Annotated in this window: 16 protein-coding genes; 12 read left to right on the forward strand and 4 right to left on the reverse strand. The window is 46.4% G+C overall.

All coding sequences use genetic code 11. The features are described from left to right. Positions 1–60 precede the first annotated feature (60 nt). The 6 genes from BMZ54_RS06120 (at position 61) to BMZ54_RS06145 (ending at position 6061) form a co-directional block, all read left to right on the forward strand. Entirely contained in the window at positions 61–615 is a 555-nt protein-coding gene (locus BMZ54_RS06120) for a M23 family metallopeptidase (protein WP_089907479.1), read from the forward strand. Positions 616–749: 134 nt separating this feature from the next. Next, positions 750–1892 carry a glycosyltransferase gene (locus BMZ54_RS06125; RefSeq protein ID WP_089907481.1) on the forward strand — a complete coding sequence of 381 codons (1143 nt, stop codon included), beginning with the start codon at positions 750–752 and terminating at the stop codon, positions 1890–1892. Between the two features lie 419 nt (positions 1893–2311). Continuing rightward, positions 2312–3148, forward strand: a complete 837-nt coding sequence (locus BMZ54_RS06130) for an SDR family NAD(P)-dependent oxidoreductase (protein WP_202909145.1) — start codon at positions 2312–2314, stop codon at positions 3146–3148. 160 nt (positions 3149–3308) lie between these two features. Further along, positions 3309–4226 carry a helix-turn-helix domain-containing protein gene (locus BMZ54_RS06135; RefSeq protein WP_089907485.1) on the forward strand — a complete coding sequence of 306 codons (918 nt, stop codon included), beginning with the start codon at positions 3309–3311 and terminating at the stop codon, positions 4224–4226. Between the two features lie 97 nt (positions 4227–4323). Continuing rightward, positions 4324–5127, forward strand: a complete 804-nt coding sequence (locus BMZ54_RS06140; RefSeq protein ID WP_089907487.1) for an SDR family NAD(P)-dependent oxidoreductase — start codon at positions 4324–4326, stop codon at positions 5125–5127. 25 nt (positions 5128–5152) lie between these two features. Then, complete coding sequence (locus tag BMZ54_RS06145; RefSeq protein ID WP_089907490.1) at positions 5153–6061, forward strand: helix-turn-helix domain-containing protein; 909 nt, start codon at positions 5153–5155, stop codon at positions 6059–6061. Positions 6062–6188: 127 nt separating this feature from the next. Here the strand turns inward: BMZ54_RS06145 and BMZ54_RS06150 are convergent, their stop codons facing one another. From BMZ54_RS06150 to BMZ54_RS06165, 4 genes are all read right to left on the reverse strand, one after another. Continuing rightward, entirely contained in the window at positions 6189–6527 is a 339-nt protein-coding gene (locus tag BMZ54_RS06150) for a DUF4280 domain-containing protein (RefSeq protein WP_089907492.1), read from the reverse strand. 3 nt (positions 6528–6530) lie between these two features. After that, a complete protein-coding gene (locus BMZ54_RS06155) occupies positions 6531–7154 on the reverse strand; it encodes a hypothetical protein (RefSeq protein WP_143080922.1) in 624 nt (207 codons plus the stop codon). A gap of 118 nt (positions 7155–7272) precedes the next feature. Continuing rightward, positions 7273–10383, reverse strand: a complete 3111-nt coding sequence (locus BMZ54_RS06160) for a phage baseplate assembly protein V (protein WP_089907500.1) — start codon at positions 10381–10383, stop codon at positions 7273–7275. A gap of 143 nt (positions 10384–10526) precedes the next feature. Then, a complete protein-coding gene (locus tag BMZ54_RS06165; protein WP_089907503.1) occupies positions 10527–11732 on the reverse strand; it encodes a glycosyltransferase family 87 protein in 1206 nt (401 codons plus the stop codon). A gap of 99 nt (positions 11733–11831) precedes the next feature. On the opposite strand from BMZ54_RS06165, the gene BMZ54_RS06170 reads away from it, so the two are divergent. The 6 genes from BMZ54_RS06170 (at position 11832) to BMZ54_RS06195 (ending at position 16861) form a co-directional block, all read left to right on the forward strand. After that, entirely contained in the window at positions 11832–12962 is a 1131-nt protein-coding gene (locus BMZ54_RS06170) for an ABC transporter permease (protein WP_089907507.1), read from the forward strand. A gap of 302 nt (positions 12963–13264) precedes the next feature. Beyond that, positions 13265–13720, forward strand: a complete 456-nt coding sequence (locus BMZ54_RS06175) for a hypothetical protein (protein ID WP_143080923.1) — start codon at positions 13265–13267, stop codon at positions 13718–13720. Positions 13721–13963: 243 nt separating this feature from the next. Next, on the forward strand, positions 13964–15079 hold the full coding sequence (locus BMZ54_RS06180; protein WP_089907512.1) for a glycosyltransferase: 1116 nt from the start codon (positions 13964–13966) through the stop codon (positions 15077–15079). A 123-nt stretch (positions 15080–15202) separates the two neighbouring features. Further along, positions 15203–15553 carry a gliding motility protein GldC gene (gldC, locus tag BMZ54_RS06185; protein ID WP_089907515.1) on the forward strand — a complete coding sequence of 117 codons (351 nt, stop codon included), beginning with the start codon at positions 15203–15205 and terminating at the stop codon, positions 15551–15553. A 226-nt stretch (positions 15554–15779) separates the two neighbouring features. Next, positions 15780–16232 carry a GatB/YqeY domain-containing protein gene (locus BMZ54_RS06190; protein ID WP_089907519.1) on the forward strand — a complete coding sequence of 151 codons (453 nt, stop codon included), beginning with the start codon at positions 15780–15782 and terminating at the stop codon, positions 16230–16232. Between the two features lie 86 nt (positions 16233–16318). Next, positions 16319–16861: a CvpA family protein gene (locus BMZ54_RS06195; RefSeq protein WP_089907522.1), complete on the forward strand. Its 543-nt coding sequence runs from the start codon at positions 16319–16321 to the stop codon at positions 16859–16861. Positions 16862–16901: the final 40 nt, after the last annotated feature.

Below are 16901 nucleotides of genomic sequence, written 5' to 3' on the forward strand. Positions count from 1 at the left end.
TTGCACCTCAAGGACCGGTCTGTACTTATAACCATTTCTTAATTAAAAACCATCTAACCTATGTACACAAAGACCGCGACCGCGATAGGGATCCTATCCCTTATGCTGACTGTAGCAGCCTGTAAAAAAAGTGAAATTGTAGCAACTCATTCAAAGCCGGCACCGATTGAAAAACAGGCCCCAACGGAAGCTTCCCAAAAATTGGCGGTAGATGAAGTTTCAACGCTTGCCCGCGTTGCCTCACCAGTACCCGGTTACGTAGTAACGTATGCGTATGGAATAAAAAATCCAAGGTACGCGGCTGGCTACCACACCGGCGATGATTATGCAGCGCCCAAAGGCAAAAAAGTGGTGGCCGTACTGGCCGGCACTATTGCATGGTCCAACAGCAATGGCGGCTCCTATGGCAACTGGATAGGCCTGCGCACGGCTACCGGTCGTGACTATATTTATTGCCATCTTTCCGTGCGTTCTGTAAAAGCAGGGGATAAAGTAGCAGCAGGTCAGAAGCTGGGAGAAGTTGGCGCCACCGGCAACGTTACCGGGCCTCACCTGCATTTTGAGGACAGGCCCAAGGGTGGCGGTTATGGCAATGACCGTAAACCTAAATGGTAATCTAAGCTGATTGATAGCCCCCTGTGCATGCAAAGCATTACTGACCGGTCCTTTTCGGTGCTTTGCAGAGCAGGGGGCTCTATTTTTAGCGAGAAAGATATACTTTTGACCGCCCTCCCGGAGGTGAAAGTGATATGAATATTTTTCTGATTATAGTATTGTTGTTAGGGGTAGCCTATTGCCTGCTGCTATTGTGGTATGGCCTGGGCTGGAAACAGCTGGCGTCCTTTATTCCGTCCAAACCGGTTAGCGGCAGTACCCGCGTAACCGTGATCATTCCTGCGCGGGATGAGGAGCAGAACCTGCCTCCCCTGTTAGAAGCCCTGCAGCAGCAAACCTATGCAGCGGCCCTGCTGCAAATAATAGTGATAGATGATTTTTCAACCGATAACACGGCGCAGGTAGTGAGCAGCTTTCCTGCATCCAATGTGCAGCTGCTGCGCATGAGCGATCACCTGGATCTTACACAGCGCTTAAACTCCTATAAAAAGAAAGCCATTGAACTGGCTATAGGCCAGGCTACCGGCGACCTGATAGTGACTACGGATGCGGATTGCATTATGGGTCCCCGCTGGATCGAAGTGCTGGTGCAGTTCTATGAAACACACTCCTTTAAATTTATTGCTGCCCCGGTAAGCTTTTATAAAGAGTATAATTTTTTCAAGATCCTGCAATCGCTGGATTTCATGAATATGCAGGGCATTACCGGTTCGGTGGCACAGCTTAAAATAGGCACTATGTGCAACGGGGCTAACCTGGTCTATGAAAAAGCGGTGTTCCATGAAGTGGGCGGTTTTAGCGGTATTGATACCATAGCCTCCGGCGATGATATGCTGCTGATGTACAAGATCTATAAAAAATACCCTAACGGTATTGGCTATCTGAAGAATGAGGAAGCTATAGTGCGTACGCTGCCGGTAGATACTTTAAAGGGCTTTATGCACCAGCGCATCCGCTGGTCGTCCAAGGCCGATAAGTATGAAGACAAGCGCCTGACCTGGATGCTGGCCATTGTTTATTTCTGGAATGCAGCCCTGCTGCTGATGGGGCCTGTGGCTGTTTTTTATCCGGAGTGGCGTAATTGGTTCCTGATATGCCTGTTGTTTAAGATCACTGTGGAGCTGTATTTTATGATACCCGTAGCCCGTTTCTTTCACAAAACTATGTTGCTGGTATGGGTAATTCCCGGCCAGCTCTTTCACATTCCCTATATTGTAATTGCGGGCTGGCTGGGTAAATTTGGAAGCTATCAGTGGAAAGGCCGCCGCGTTAATTAATAATTAAAAATGAATAATTAAGGGATTGCGTTTTATCACCGTTCTGTAAGCCTTATTTGATATAGTCCGGTCTTACCTGTTTCAGTAGGCATACTCAAAGCTATTCCTGGTACATATTCCTTCCATAGTCTTATCTCTTCTTGAATTCTAATATCCGTTGAACGTTCCTCTTCGGGCCGGGCTTTCCGAAGTAGCAAGGTACTTTGCTACAAACCGCGAGGCGGAAAAGGTGTGCACTATTTGCATCCGATGAAGCGGATTTAGTTTCATTGGCGTGTGGCCTCGCTTAGCCAGCCGTCTTTTTCAGCTGAAATACGCCTTTTTTAATAAACAACGATTTAGCTACAAGGCCCCTTTTTTTGGCTACAACCGTCTTTTAACCAGTACGGAAATTTGTGTTGTAATTAAAAATTAAAATTATGACAAACAAAGTATGGTTTATAACCGGAGCCTCAAAGGGATTAGGCTTAACCCTCGTAAAAAGATTGCTGGCTGAAGGCTACCAGGTAGCTGCAACTTCAAGAGATGTAAAGCAGCTGCAAAATGCAGTTGGAGACAATACATCAAATTTCCTGCCTTTGCAGGTGGATATTGGTGACAATTCAAGCGTTGGCAATGCAATTAAGGATGTTATCAAAACATTCGGAACCATTGATGTTGTGGTAAACAATGCCGGATACGGTCAGCTTGGTACAATTGAAGAGCTCACAGATAAAGAAGCCCGTGAAAATTTCGATGCCAATGTTTTTGGTGCGCTTAATGTTATCAGAAATGTGATGCCTCATTTTCGCAGTAAAAAAGCAGGCCACATCATCAATATTTCATCTATTGCCGGCTTTTTAGGAGCTTTTCCGGGATGGGGTATCTATAATGCCACAAAATTTGCAGTGGCTGGATTAACTGAAGCATTATCTGCTGAAACAGCTTCAATGGGTATAAGATCTACCATAGTTTACCCAGGGTATTTTAAAACTAATTTCCTGCTTCAGGGTTCTTTGAAACTTGCCAATAATCCAATAGCGGATTATAAGGAAGCAAGAGATCTGGAAGTAATGCATGATACTCAAATCATCGGCAACCAACCCGGTGACCCTGAAAAAGCAGCGCTGGCTTTCATTAAACTTGCTGAAAGCAAGAACCCGCCTTTACACTTCTTTATGGGTTCTGACGCTGTAGGTATGGCAAAGACCAAAATTGGCATCCTGCAGACATCATTGACAGAAAATGAAGAACTAAGTAATGCAACTAATTTTTAGCATTTAATACTCCCCTGAAGATTAATGCAAGCTCCAGTCAGGAGTATTGTTTTCCTGACTGGAGTTTAATTGCCAGTATTTATAATACTGTACATTACTGTTAATCTCACAAGAAGTTTTATTAAATTTATTATCAACACAACAAGCCAAGAATAAAACCATGGCAAATAGCAAAATACATACATTCAATACCATCAGTCAGTTTCATAAAATGAGCGGCTTACCCAAACCAGAGCATCCTTTGCTTAGCCTGGTTGATTATGGTTTGGTAGACTACCAGACAGATGAAAAGGAGATCAGCTGGATACAAAATTTTTATACGATCGGTTTAAAACGGAACATTCAGGGAAAATTCAGATATGGGCAGCAGCAATATGACTTTGATGAAGGATTAATGTCTTTTGTATCATGTGGCCAGGTGGTACATCTGACAGTGGAGAAAATTACCCCAAAACCATCTGGGTATCTGCTGCTGATACATCCGGATTTCATCTGGGGAACCTCTTTAAGTAAATCCCTGAAGCAATATGATTTCTTTGGATATGCTGTTAATGAAGCGCTTTTCATGTCTGATAAGGAAGAAACGATCATTGAGGATATATTGAAGAATATACAGAGAGAATATCACTCCAATATCGATAAGTTTAGCCAAAATATAATAGTGGCTCAAATAGAGTTATTACTTAACTACTGTGAAAGGTTTTATCAAAGGCAGTTTATAACCCGGAAAAAAAGCAGCCACCAGGTATTGGAAAAATTAGAACGTGTTTTAACTGACTGGTACAATGACGATAATTTATTCGAAAAAGGATTGCCAACTGCTCACGAGATAGCCAATTCATTAAATGTATCAACGAATTATTTAGGCACACTTTTAAAAACCTTAACCGGGCAAAATACGCAACAGCATATTCATAGTAAGCTTATAGAAAAGGCGAAGGAAAAACTATCTACTACCAATCTTACCGTGAGTGAAATTGCATATGAATTAGGATTTGAGCATTCTCAGAGTTTTTCAAAATTGTTTAAGAGTAAAACCAACCAAAGCCCTTTGGGGTTTAGAGCTTCCTTTAGTTAGTTCATACTGCCGCATTTCTCACCCAATTTTCCGCCTTTTGGCTACATATGATCAAGATATCCTTTTGACCTTTGCATTATAATTTAAAAAGGATAAAATGGATTATACATTAATAACAGGCGCCAGTGATGGCATCGGTGAAGCGGCTGCCAGAAAATTTGCCACAAAAAAGCATAACCTGGTCCTGGTAGCAAGAAATGAAAGCAAATTACAACAACTTTGCAACGACCTTACAAAGAGCCAGGGAATCAAGGCCGCGTTCATTGTGGCAGATCTTAGTCAGGCAAATGCCCCCATTCATATTTATGAAGAATGCAAAAAAAGGAACTTGCGGATTGATGTGCTGATTAACAATGCAGGAGTAGGCTCAAGTGGTGAATTTTCCGGGAATAATTTGAAGACAGAACTTGATATTATTCAAATCAACTGTGCTTCATTAACGGCGCTTACACATTTATTTTTACAAGACATGAAGCAAAGGAACACCGGCACGATCATTAATATAGGCTCCATAATAGCTTTTGTTGCAAGTCCTTATATGAGTGTATATGCCGCCTCTAAACATTTCGTAAAAATATTCAGCTATTCACTTGCAGAAGAATGTAAGCTTTACAATGTTCATGTAATGTTTTTTTGTCCGGGCCTTACCACATCAAATTTCATGAACACACCAGCCAATAATAATGATTGGGGTAAAGCGCTTACCAGTGGAGCAAATGCTCAAACCCCCAACCAGGTAGCCGGGGAATTATCAATGGCCTTTGACAAGAAAAAGGCATTTCATGTATCAGGAAGTAAAAATCGGGGAATGGTAGCACTTTCAGGCTTGTTCCCGCTGCGTACTATCGCCCGGATATTTGCGAAGCAAAAGCAGAAACAAATGAGTTTAATCCCCCAATAATTATCAAATAAATTTATCTTCGGGAATGACCTCTGTAGTCCATCATATTGAAACCATACAAGCGCATCACAAGGTTTTAGGTTACCCTGCGCTAAAACATCCATTGGTGAGCATTCACCGTTTTGAAGATCTGCCACTCTATCATACGCAGGAAAAAATAAGGTTCACGCTTGGGTTTTATACCATTACGCTAAAAAGGAATTACGAGTGTAAAGCTACCTACGGACAAACCAGCTACGATTTTGACGAAGGTCTGATGGGCTTTATGGCGCCCCGGCAGGTTTCAGGTATTGATTCAAATTTTATAGCTCCCAAAGAGGGATGGATATTGCTCATTCACCCTGATTTTTTCAAAAACAGTCCATTAGCTGTCAGGATCAAATCTTATGACTATTTCCATTATGCCGTGAACGAAGCTCTGATACTCTCTGAAGAAGAAGAAACGGAAATTGAGCATTTATTCAGCAGCATACAATCCGAATATCACCGGCCAATAGATGGTTTTAGTAAAGAGGTGCTGATCTCCCAAATTGACCTGTTGCTTATTTTATGTAACAGATTTTATCACAGGCAGTTTATTACCAGACAATCCCCTAACAGCGATTTACTGGAAAAGTTTGACAGACTATTGGATGCGTATTTCGATGATGGAAATCATATAGAAGGTTTGCCATCAGTAAGTTTTTTTGCAGAAAAGCTTAACCTGTCCAGCAAATACCTATCCGATCTATTAGTAAGCCTCACCGGGCAAAGTACACTAAATCACATCCACAATAAATTGATAGAAAAAGCCAAAGAGAAACTATCTGCCACAGATCTCACTGTGAGTGAAATTGCCTACGAATTAGGCTTTAAACATTCGCAGAGCTTTTCAAAATTATTTAAAAGTAAAGTTGAAATGAGTCCGCTGGAATACAGGCAATCATTTAATTAACGAGGTATTGCCATAAGCCGGCAGATGTGGTGCATTTGTATTAACAGGGCTTCACCAACTGTGGTGCTTTATTGTTAATAAGGATCTTACTGGGCGCAGTATTTTATTAATTATTCATTCTTAATTATTAATTATGTTCCCCCTGGGCGCCGTGGCCTTTGTCCTTAATGCTGATGGTGCCGCCAATGGCGCATTTACAGGTGCTGGATTTCAAAAGTACTTTACTTCCTTCTACATCTTCCAGGTCTGCAGGGGCGTCCCATTTCATGGTGGCAGGTGTACACTTTGAACGGGTTACCATACAAACGCCAAATGAGGGAATGTTTGATTCCGGCGCAGCATCTTTTTCCGTGGCTATCAGCTTATCGTCATAAGTGGAAAATTGCTGGCTGGTTACTTTTAGCTGTGAAGGCGCCGCACCTTTATTGCATAAAAGCAGGGCGCCTTCTGTGATAATATCCGGCATAAATCAGCTGTTGTTATATTTTTGATCTACTCTTTTGGTCACTTTCCCGGTATTGCCGTCCAGCACAATTTCCTCAACGGTGTTCGGCATTTTGGTTTTGTCCTTTAACCACTGGATCTTCCAGATGGGGCCTTGCGCGCCTTCATTTCTCCAGATGGTGGTTACCATGCCCTGGTCGGGTTTTGCCGGGCCTTTTGCCAGGGGAATATGTTCTGACTGCAGGAACTGCATTACATTTTCCAGGGTGAATTTATACGGCGCATCAAAGTTGGTGGACTTTGTTAAGGTACCTTTCTCATCAAAGAAATACCAGGTGCCTTTATTAAAACCGCCGTTAATGAATTTAAGGCCTTTGGACTTTATATTACCATCGGGATAGTATTCTTTATTCACTTCAAAATAACTATCGGGCGATGTTTCTTTTTTGGTATACCCGTTTACGTTATTGCCTGAAATGGTAATGATAGCGCCATCATCCCCGGTTGTTGTAAGGTCGTAGCTGGTAGCTGCTACCATGTTACCATCTGCTTTGGCAACACCGCCTTCGCTTTTGCTGCCTTTTGCCTGTAATTCTGCTATATCCAGTTTTTCAAATTTATCGTCGATAGAGTTTTTTGTTGTTTGCATATCATTATTTTTTGCAGCTGTTTGCTGGGACGTTTGATGGGTTTGCGACTGGCAGGCAGTGGCTCCGTAAATAAAGAAAGTTGCTATTAAAATTGGTTTCAGCAGCATATGTATGGTTTTATACTTTATCCGCATGGGCATTGGCAATTTTCCACTGCCAGTACCACAGGGTATACCTGTTAATATTATTCCAGTGGGAATAATCCATCAGGTTATCTGTTTTTTTAGATTCGTAGGTGAATAATGCATTCGGGTCGGCTTCTGCATTGGTAAAGGTATGCGGCAGCTTTAGCGAGTGCAGGAATTCATGCGCGGGTGTGGAGCTGATGGCGCTTTTGAACAGCACCACCTTATCGCCCATTGAATAACCGTTTAGCCGTATCAGGCTGCCGGAAGCATCCATAACACCGCCATTGCCACCCAGGTAAAAGGCTTTAAAATACGAATCGTATTTGGCGCCTACACCCGGTATTTTTTTCAATGCAGTGGTCATATAGTTTGCGATGTCGGTTACAGCAGGTTTACTATCATCAGAGGAAACAATATCCGCGCCACTTACATAGTTGGTGTTAAATACAGTATCCCTGCTAAGGTCCAGCTTCATAGTTTCCACATGGGGATCAATATAGGCCTGGTTCAGGGAGTGGCGGAACAGGGCTTCCTGTCCGCTGGCGCTGCCTGCACCGGGGCCGCCGGTTACTTCCACCAGCAGGATCTTTTTCTTTTTACGTTTGGTGGCATCATTGGCCCAAACCATCAGCTTACCGGCAACGGCAGTTGTTTCCTTACCATCCGGGCCCTTGGTAACGGCCAGCACCTTTATGGTCTGATCGGTATTAAACTCTTTGGTACACTCTATGGTAACAAAATCGGCCAGCTTATGTTTTCCTTTTGTTTTCGGAGTGATCTCTTTTGGTGTGATGGTGAAGTTGGGATGATCTGCAAACTTCAGGTGTTCCGGCTCTTCTTCTATTTCTATTTCCAGGCTTAATACGGCCTTGTTCTTTTTTATTTTGTTGGGATACAGGCTTAACCAGGCAACAAAGTAATCGTCCGGCACATCTTTGCCGGCTTTATCCTTATGCGTTTTCCAGGGAATGCTGTGTACATGGTATTTGGCCTTCAGCCGGCCGTACATGGCGTCATCCTTTTTCTGGTAGGGGGTATCTGAGTTAATATCGCGGTTTATGTTGGTAAAGGCGGCATCCAGGTAATATTTACCCATGGCGGTTTCATAAAGAATATCGCCTGGTTTGCCGGTATCGGTATTGCGCATCCAGTCAAAGCCATAGTCCTCACCCTGCCAGCTTTTCTTAGGCCGGAAGTTCACGATACATTTGGCGTCTATAACCGGTTTTACGGCTTCATAGGCATCGGCCTTGTTGCTGTGTTTATTCCCTTCTGCGCCTTTCAGGTGCAGGGTGCCTTTACTGTTGGCGGTGATCTTTTCATCACTGTGCAGCATAAGCTGCTGGGCGCCGGCGGCAAACAGCTGCGGTGATTCTATCTTTATTTCATTGCCGGAGTTAATGAGCGTTTTGGCGGATTGCAGATGCATGAACGCGGCTGCCAGCTGCTGCAGGAAGGGGGCGGTCATGAGCAGCTGCTGTCCTGCATTCAGCAGGAATTGCTGCCCGGTGTTCATTTGCGTATTCAGCCCCACGTTCAGCTCCATATGCTGCGCCACATTAATGTTCATGTTGCGGGCCTGGAAGGTCATGGTTTCCGGGGCGGTTACTGTAATATTCCTGCCGGCAGTATCCAGGAAAATTTCATTGCCTCCGGGATCGCGGATGATCAGGTGTGTGCCTTCGCCGGCATCATTAAATTCTACGGTATGGCCGCTACGGGTGCGGATGGCTTTTACGTTATTGCGGCTATCGCCCATATCTGCGCTGGCAGTGCCGTTATAGGTAGTGCCCAGCACAATGGGGGCTTCGGGATTGCCGCCTTCAAAATCCACCCAAACCTCTTCGCCAACTTCCGGTACAAAATAAAAGCCCTTTTTGCCGCCGCCATGCGGGGCTACTACGCGCAGCCAGGGTGTGGAGCCCTGATCCTGCCAGCGGAAGGCCACTTTTACGCGGCCCAGCCCACGGGGATCATTATTATCAGTGACTATGGCGCTTTGCGGCTCGCACAAGGGGTGCAGGTCCACGTTCACTTCCGGCATGGCTACATCTGCCGGTATGCCTTCAAATGTGTTCTGGTATTCGCCGTTGCTGGTGCAGGTATGTGAAAGGCGGGTAACTACAAACTCGCCATGGTCTGTAGTATCCGGGAACTGTTCGCCTATGCTTACAATATCCCCGATCTTAAGGGCGGTATGCCGGCTGGTGCCGCTAACGGTAACCATACGGGCTAAGCGACCTTTATGCTGAATAGCGGTCTGCTTATCCACCTGCTGCCGGGCATTGCTGGTAAAAGGCTGGTTCATTTTATACAGCGAAGTTTTGCGGTACAGCTTGCGGCTGATATCGTGCGCATGCTTCGAGTAATTATTGATGCCTGCATCCGGCTGTGTGGTAGTGCTGTTGCGGGAAACAGCATCCTGGCGATAGTCAAAGCCGTTCAGCTGTATATTATTCGGCAATACATTCAATGCCAGGTCAAAATCAATAAGGTCTGTCAGATGGGTGAGCGCAGTTTTTTGCGGCTGGTAACGGCCGAAAACGATCTGCTGGCCGTCATAAAAGAACCATTCACCATGCCTTTGGGCCAGCCGGCGTATAAATTCGTAGGAGGTTTCTTTATACTGCACCGTATACTTTAACAGATCTTTTTCCTCCGGGTTCACACTGGCTTTATTGAAATAAGGCTCCGCCAGTTTAAGCGTTGACGTTATAATCTCTGCTAACGGCTGCGGGCCAAAGGCGGTGATGTGCGGATCATTTTCAAGCAGCACGGTGGGGCTGCTGCCTTTTATTACACAAAATCCGTGGGTGCCGTCGCGTTCTTTACCGGCATGTACACTGGTAATAATCCCGTTAAAGATCACCGGCTTATGCTGGCTGGTGAGGGATACGGAGCTGATGGAAATGCTGATCTCCTTTCCCAGGAACTCTTTGCCTGCTGTGAAAAGGTCTTTACCAATGCTGCTGAACCAGTCGTAGCTGATGAGCAATTCAACCTGATGATGATCATTAATGAACTGATCTATCTTCAATGATTTGAAGGTGGCAAACACATGATCTCCGATCGTTACTGAGGTTACGGTGTGTAAGGACATGAAACAAATATGGTTTTAAATTGCAGCCTTTCATGACTCGTATGAAAGGGGGGTATTGGGTTAAGGCTACAAGATAAAATTTTTTGAGCAAAAAGCAAAAAGCATAAAGCATAAAGCTTGGGAGATTTACGCTGCATTTGGCTTTATGCTTTCGGCTTTATGCTTTGCGCTCTAAAAGTGAGGTCCCAAATGAGCTTGAACCAGATAATGGAGCAGAATACGGCTTTTACCGCATATGGCTCTACCCAGGTGCGGGCTACTTTATAGGGCGTTATAAGATCTGTGGAAGAAAAAGAGGTAAATACCAGCGCCAGTAACAGTAATACCAGGTTAGTGCGTGTAGGCGCCTGCGTATAGTACCAGATGCCAATGCCTGCCATGGCAATAACGTAGGTGGGAGATTCTCCTTTATGGTTAAAGATCACTACCCAGATCAGTACAGATGCCAGCATATGCAGGCGGTACACTGGCTGCGCCCAGCTGCTTACACGCAGTAAGGGCAGGCAGAAAAGCAGCGCGCCTATGAGCACAAACCATTGTTTGTTCATATTAAAGCCAAACCAGGTATGCCACCAGCCATACAGGGATACCCCTACAGAAGCGCCATGGTCATGGCTAAGCAGCGTACCCCAGCTTTTGTACAGGAACAGCAGCTGGCTGGGGGAAATAACCAGCAGCGGCATAATACCTATTACAATGATCCAGCAAATAGTGGCCAGCGCCGACTTCCAGCGGGAGGGGTACAGCAGGCATAAGGCCAGGCCTACAATGCCAAAGATCTTGATATAAAAAGTGATAACAATGAACAGGGTGGCCCACCAGGGTTTATCATTTTCCAGGAAGTACCAGGCCAGCACCAGCAAACCGGTAATGAGCGCATTCACCTGCGAGCTGGTGAAGGAGATCATGGTTTCTATTAAGATCAGCAGCAGAAAAATGTTCAGGTTCTTTTGGCTGAAAGGCAGCTTGCGTGCGGCTATGATCAGCACCACTGCATTGGCCACGTTAAATAAGATGAGCGCAGGCAGATCCGGCAGCCAGGCAAAAACACCCATGCACAGCGCAAAGGAAGGGCTGTATTTATACAGGTCGTAATACTCCGGCTGGTAAAACGTATAGAGGTCCTGGTTGTGAATGAGGTGAAAGAAGGAGTGTTTAAAAATAACGAAGTTGTTATAGCGGGTATGCAGCGCCATATCCTGTGACTGCCCCCATGATACACAGGCAATAACCGCCGCCAGTGCCATAAAGAACAGGAAGATATATTTTGTAGGCCAGCGGCCAATACTATCTCCAAGGCGGGTAAAGAACTGTGATACCGGTGAGGACGACTGTGTAGCTGTGGTCATAGGAACAGAATAAACTTTTGCCCGCAATGATACCTATTTGTTGCCTATTTTTGAGCATTCAGGATCTTCAATTTATAATTTATTCATTCAACAGCAACCATCCGTTCCTCTTTCAGCCGGCAGGCCTGGAAGCGCTTGCAGCGCAACAGAGGTGCTATGGCCGGGTTAGGCATTATTGCGCTGGCCATTTTCATCAGCATCACTGCTTACTTTTTGGCGCCGGACCCTACGCCTTATGCCAGCCATATGGTGCTGGAAATAAGCGGGCAGCGCCCCGGGTTTAAAGTAACCATGCTGGCTATGCAAAAAGAACATCCGCCCGCCAGGGCAGGCTTTTTCAGCCGGCTGCTATACGGGCAGGAGAGTGCCCTTACCTATGTGCCTATACGTAGCTGGCAGTTTGCAGGTAATGATATAGTGGTGCAGCGGTATGTGGATGAAGAAACGTCTATGCCTGAACGTTACTCCCTGGCCAAAGTGTGGTACGGGCAGCAGCAGCCCTTAGGGCTGCCATTAGCCACCCTGCAGCAGCAAATAACAAAACAACGCATTGTTACCAACACTTACTGGCTGGGGACGGACCGGTTTGGGCGGGATATTTTAAGCCGCCTGCTGGTAGGCACGCGGGTAAGCCTGGGCGTGGGCTGTATAGCGGTAATAATATCATTGAGCCTGGGCGTGCTGCTGGGCGCTGTGGCGGGCTATTTCCGTGGCTGGGTGGATGATGCGGTGATGTGGCTTATAAACGTGATCTGGTCTGTACCCACGCTGTTACTGGTGTTTGCCATTACCCTGGCTTTGGGTAAAGGTTTCTGGCAGGTGTTCATAGCCGTGGGCCTTACCATGTGGGTAGGTGTGGCGCGTATTATACGCGGGCAGGTAATGAGCCTGCGGGAACTGCAGTTTGTAGAAGCGGCGCGGGCATTGGGCTTTGGGCACCTGCGCATTATTATAAAACATATTTTACCCAATATTATGGGCCCGGTGATGGTGGTGGCGGCCAGCAATTTTGCCTCGGCTATTGTAGTGGAGGCCGGCCTGAGTTTCCTGGGAGTAGGGGTGCAGCCTCCGCAACCCTCCTGGGGCTTGATGATCAAAGAGAACTACAATTTTATTATAACCCATAACCCTTTGCTGGCCCTGGCCCCGGGGGTAGCTATTATGCTGATGGTGCTGGCATTTAACCTGTTAGGTAATGGTTTGCGGGATGCGATGGATGTGAGGGGTTAAGTGGCGGCGCCACTTAACGTCCATGGTCGATGGTCCATAGTCCATGGCCTACTTCGCTGACGGACCACGGTCTATGGACCACAGTCAACTGACCACTTCAGCGTAACAGGTTGTACGCTAACAGGCAGATTGTTAGTTCTTAGCGTAAACCACCTATGAGAACTAAGCAGACTATGGACAGATGCAACACACAGTTTATCAACTTCCAGCGCAAACCAGCTATACGCACCAGGCCGTGGACTATGGACGATGGTCCGTGGACAGATTAATGTTTGTTTGGTATTATAAAATAATATAATTTTATGCAAACCTTCAATAAGACCGCTATGCCTTTTAAATCATATCTTATTGCCGCTCTAGCTTTGTTAATGCTCACTTTTACAGCCTGCAGCAAAAAGAAAAAAGCTCCCGGCGATGATCCCGGCCCCCAGGAAGAAGTACTGAAAGCTACGCTGGATGGCGTGGCGGAAGGTAATTACACCGCTTCCCCCGGCGCTACCTATTCCTTTACAGTGAACATCAGCTCCAAGCTGCCCACTAAAGGTGTAAGCATTACGGTAAATGCAGTTACAGACCCCGGTGGAGAGGTGATCCCCCAGGATGCCATTCCTTCCCCGGTTACTGCTGCCACCACCACTATTAACCTGAAAGGCCTGGAACCTATCCGCACAGTGAAGGTGACCATTACCATTACCTCCCTGGATAATCCGAATAATATTGTGAAGAAGGAGTTCTGGATCACGAACAAGACCGACTGATAACTAATTGATAAATGTGCAGATGTGCAAATGAAGGAACGCGGATAGCGCCTTTCATTTGCACATTTTGTTTTATGGCAGGGCTGCACCAGGCCTGAGCCGTTAGCCCGTTACCGCTTGTACGCCTCTGCACATCAGTACATTGTTTTATGGTACAAGGCAATGGCAGGCACTCTCTAATCCCGGTTAAAACGTTTATTACCATATCTGCACATCTCCACTTTTCCCATTAATTTTGCGCCCATGATCATTGGAGTAAGCGCAATGGGGGTGAGCCAGGATACACCTGCCGATACAGGGAATATGCACACAGAGCTGCTGTTCCGCATGTGCCGGCAGCACCCGGAACATACTTTCCTCTTCTTTTTTGACCGGCCCGTATCGCCGGATTTCCTTTTCCCGGCTAATGTTACGCCCATTATAGTACCGCTGAAAGGCCCGGCTGTATGGCTGCGCAAGTGGTGGCTGCAATGGCAGCTTCCCCGTGCGCTTAAAAAACAGGGTGTAGATCTGTTCCTGGGTATGGATGGTATGCTGCCCCTGCGCAGTAAGATCCCGGCAGTGCTGTTCCTGAAAGATCTTTCCTTTTTACAGCCGGTAGCCGGCGTACCGCAGCAATGGCAGCGGTTCTTCAAAAAAGAAACAGTAAAATATATAGCCAGCGCAAAAAAAATAGTTTTGCCGGGCGCCCACCTGGAGCAGCCTTTATTACAATATGCCCCGGCCGCAGCCGGTAAGGTGCAGGTGATACCTGCGGGCATTCATGAAAGCTATCAGCCCCTGGACTGGGAGCAGCGGGAGGTAGTTAAAAAAATGTACACCGGCGGCACGGAGTATTTTTTAGTGACCGGCTCCCTGGATCCGCGTAATAATATTATGCCCCTGCTGAAAGCATTTTCAGCGCTCAAACGCCGGCAGCGCTCCAATATGAAGCTGGTGCTGGCAGGTAAGGTAACTGCAGCCGGGCAGGAAATAGCTAACAGCCTGCAAACCTATAAGTTCCGCCAGGATGTGGTGTTGCTGCCTGACCTGGACCAGCCTTCCCTGGCCAATTTAACGGCCGCCGCTTATGCCATGGTGTATACCACCCGGCTGGAAGGCGCTGCCCTGCCGGTATATGCCGCCCTGCGCTGCCAGGTGCCGGTAATAGCCATTGACAGCCCGGCCGCCCGTGAAGCCGGCAAAGAGGCCCTGCTATACGCAGACCCGGAAAACCTGGCCGACCTGGCAGAGAAGCTAAGCCTGTTATATAAAGATGAAGTACAGCGCAGCCGCCAGCTGCAGGAAATGGCCGCATTGCCGCTGCCCGGGAGCTGGGATACAGGCGCGGAAGCGCTGCTGAGCGCTGCACTCAGCTGATATGCAAATGGGCCGGAGCGGATTGAGGGGAGCCCTCATCTGCATACACCTGCTTACCATCTGCACATCTGCATATTATCCCCTATTTTTGCCCTCTTAAAAAGCTAAAAGCACAACTATAATATGACTAAAACATCTACCATCCAGATACAGGTAGCGCTGGATGAGAATAAAGTACCGGAAAAAATAGAATGGACCGCCTCCGATACCACCGCTGACCGTATGAATAAAGCTAAAGCCATGATGGTGGCTTTTTGGGATGCTGCGGAAGCTACTGCCCTACGCATTGATCTGTGGACCAAAGACATGATGATGGATGAAATGGCTGATTTCTTTTTCCAGACCATGATGACGATGGCCGATACCTGGGATCGCGCCACCCCGCATAAAGACCAGTCAGAAGACCTGCGCAACTTTGCCAAAGATTTTCTGAAGAAGTTTGATGATAAGCTGAAGGAAGGAGAGAAGAAGTAGTTGTATAGTTGGCAGTTTGCAGTGGGCAGTCCATGGTTGATGGTCTATGGCATATAGCGTGAGGAGTGATGTGTGTAGAGTGCCGGGAAATGGTGGGCAGGCAGGTATAATAGCAGATTGTGCCATTTTAGCAGTTAATATCCATTAGCCATTATTTGCACAACAATTGCTATTATAGCAGTCCATGGACTATAGACCATCGACCATGGACTCTAAAAAAACAAGTATGTCATTAGAACTCAATATAAACTCCGCTATTAAAGCCGCTATGCTGGCTAAAAGTGAAGCTGAGCTGCGTGCCTTACGCGCTATTAAAGCCGCTATCCTGATCGCCAAAACCGCTGAAGGCGGTAACGGGGAGCTAACGGAAGCTGATGAAAGTAAAATGCTGCAAAAGCTGGCCAAACAAAGAAAAGATTCTTTGGAGATCTTCCGGCAGCAGAACCGGGAAGACCTGGCTGTAAAAGAAGAAGAGGAGCTGGCCGTTATAGAACGCTTTTTACCCAAACAGCTGGATGAGAGTGCGTTGCGTGAAGCGGTGATCCGTATTATTGCGGAAACCGGTGCCACCTCACCGGCCGATATGGGAAAGGTAATGGGCACCGCTACCAAACAGCTGGCAGGCCAGGCCGATGGCAAAGCTATTTCCGCCCTTGTAAAGGAATTACTAAGTAAATAAGTTAGCTTTAGCTGTTAGTCTTTACCGGTTAGCGATCTGTTTTCGCTAACCGGTAAATTTATGGCGCCAACAGCTTATTAAATTCTATGTTAATCGATATCCTTTTCGCCATCCTGATGGTGATCGCTATCTACAAAGGCTACTCGCGGGGGTTAATTGTAGCGGTATTTTCTTTTATAGCGATCATTATAGGCCTGGCAGCTGCCCTTAAGCTCACTACCGTTACGGCATTGTATGCCCAGCAGCACTGGAATGTGCATTGGCGCTGGCTGCCTGTACTTTGTTTCATTGGCTTGTTTCTTGGAGTTATTTTGCTGGTACGCCTGGGAGCCACAGCCCTGCAAAAGCTGGTGGAGCTGGCTTTGCTGGGATGGGTGAACCGCCTGGGAGGCATTTTACTGTATATTCTTATCTTTACTATCAATTACAGTATCCTGTTGTGGATAGCCAACCAGTTGTATTGGCTAAGCCCGGAAACCAAGCTGCAGTCTGCAGTATACCCTTATATTTCACCCGTTGGCCCGGCTGTAATAGACAGCATGGGTAAAATAATACCAATTTTCAAAGATATGTTCGCTGGATTGCAGTCCTTTTTTGACAACGCAGCCAAAGAAATGAGAGCTATCTAACTCGCTTCAAAGATTATTTGAATTAATAAAAAGAATTATT

Origin of the sequence: Chitinophaga rupis (assembly GCF_900109685.1) — a bacterium.
In the GTDB taxonomy this organism is placed as follows: domain Bacteria; phylum Bacteroidota; class Bacteroidia; order Chitinophagales; family Chitinophagaceae; genus Chitinophaga; species Chitinophaga rupis.

Coding starts and splice junctions, on each gene's coding strand:
- BMZ54_RS06130 (WP_202909145.1), top strand. CDS start 2,312: ATGACAAACAAAGTATGGTTTATAACCGGAGCCTCAAAGGGATTAGGC.
- BMZ54_RS06135 (WP_089907485.1), top strand. CDS start 3,309: ATGGCAAATAGCAAAATACATACATTCAATACCATCAGTCAGTTTCAT.
- BMZ54_RS06195 (WP_089907522.1), top strand. CDS start 16,319: ATGTTAATCGATATCCTTTTCGCCATCCTGATGGTGATCGCTATCTAC.
- BMZ54_RS06165 (WP_089907503.1), bottom strand. CDS start 11,732: ATGACCACAGCTACACAGTCGTCCTCACCGGTATCACAGTTCTTTACC.
- BMZ54_RS06150 (WP_089907492.1), bottom strand. CDS start 6,527: ATGCCGGATATTATCACAGAAGGCGCCCTGCTTTTATGCAATAAAGGT.
- BMZ54_RS06180 (WP_089907512.1), top strand. CDS start 13,964: ATGATCATTGGAGTAAGCGCAATGGGGGTGAGCCAGGATACACCTGCC.
- gldC (WP_089907515.1), top strand. CDS start 15,203: ATGACTAAAACATCTACCATCCAGATACAGGTAGCGCTGGATGAGAAT.
- BMZ54_RS06155 (WP_143080922.1), bottom strand. CDS start 7,154: ATGCAAACAACAAAAAACTCTATCGACGATAAATTTGAAAAACTGGAT.
- BMZ54_RS06175 (WP_143080923.1), top strand. CDS start 13,265: ATGCAAACCTTCAATAAGACCGCTATGCCTTTTAAATCATATCTTATT.
- BMZ54_RS06140 (WP_089907487.1), top strand. CDS start 4,324: ATGGATTATACATTAATAACAGGCGCCAGTGATGGCATCGGTGAAGCG.
- BMZ54_RS06125 (WP_089907481.1), top strand. CDS start 750: ATGAATATTTTTCTGATTATAGTATTGTTGTTAGGGGTAGCCTATTGC.
- BMZ54_RS06190 (WP_089907519.1), top strand. CDS start 15,780: ATGTCATTAGAACTCAATATAAACTCCGCTATTAAAGCCGCTATGCTG.
- BMZ54_RS06120 (WP_089907479.1), top strand. CDS start 61: ATGTACACAAAGACCGCGACCGCGATAGGGATCCTATCCCTTATGCTG.
- BMZ54_RS06160 (WP_089907500.1), bottom strand. CDS start 10,383: ATGTCCTTACACACCGTAACCTCAGTAACGATCGGAGATCATGTGTTT.
- BMZ54_RS06145 (WP_089907490.1), top strand. CDS start 5,153: ATGACCTCTGTAGTCCATCATATTGAAACCATACAAGCGCATCACAAG.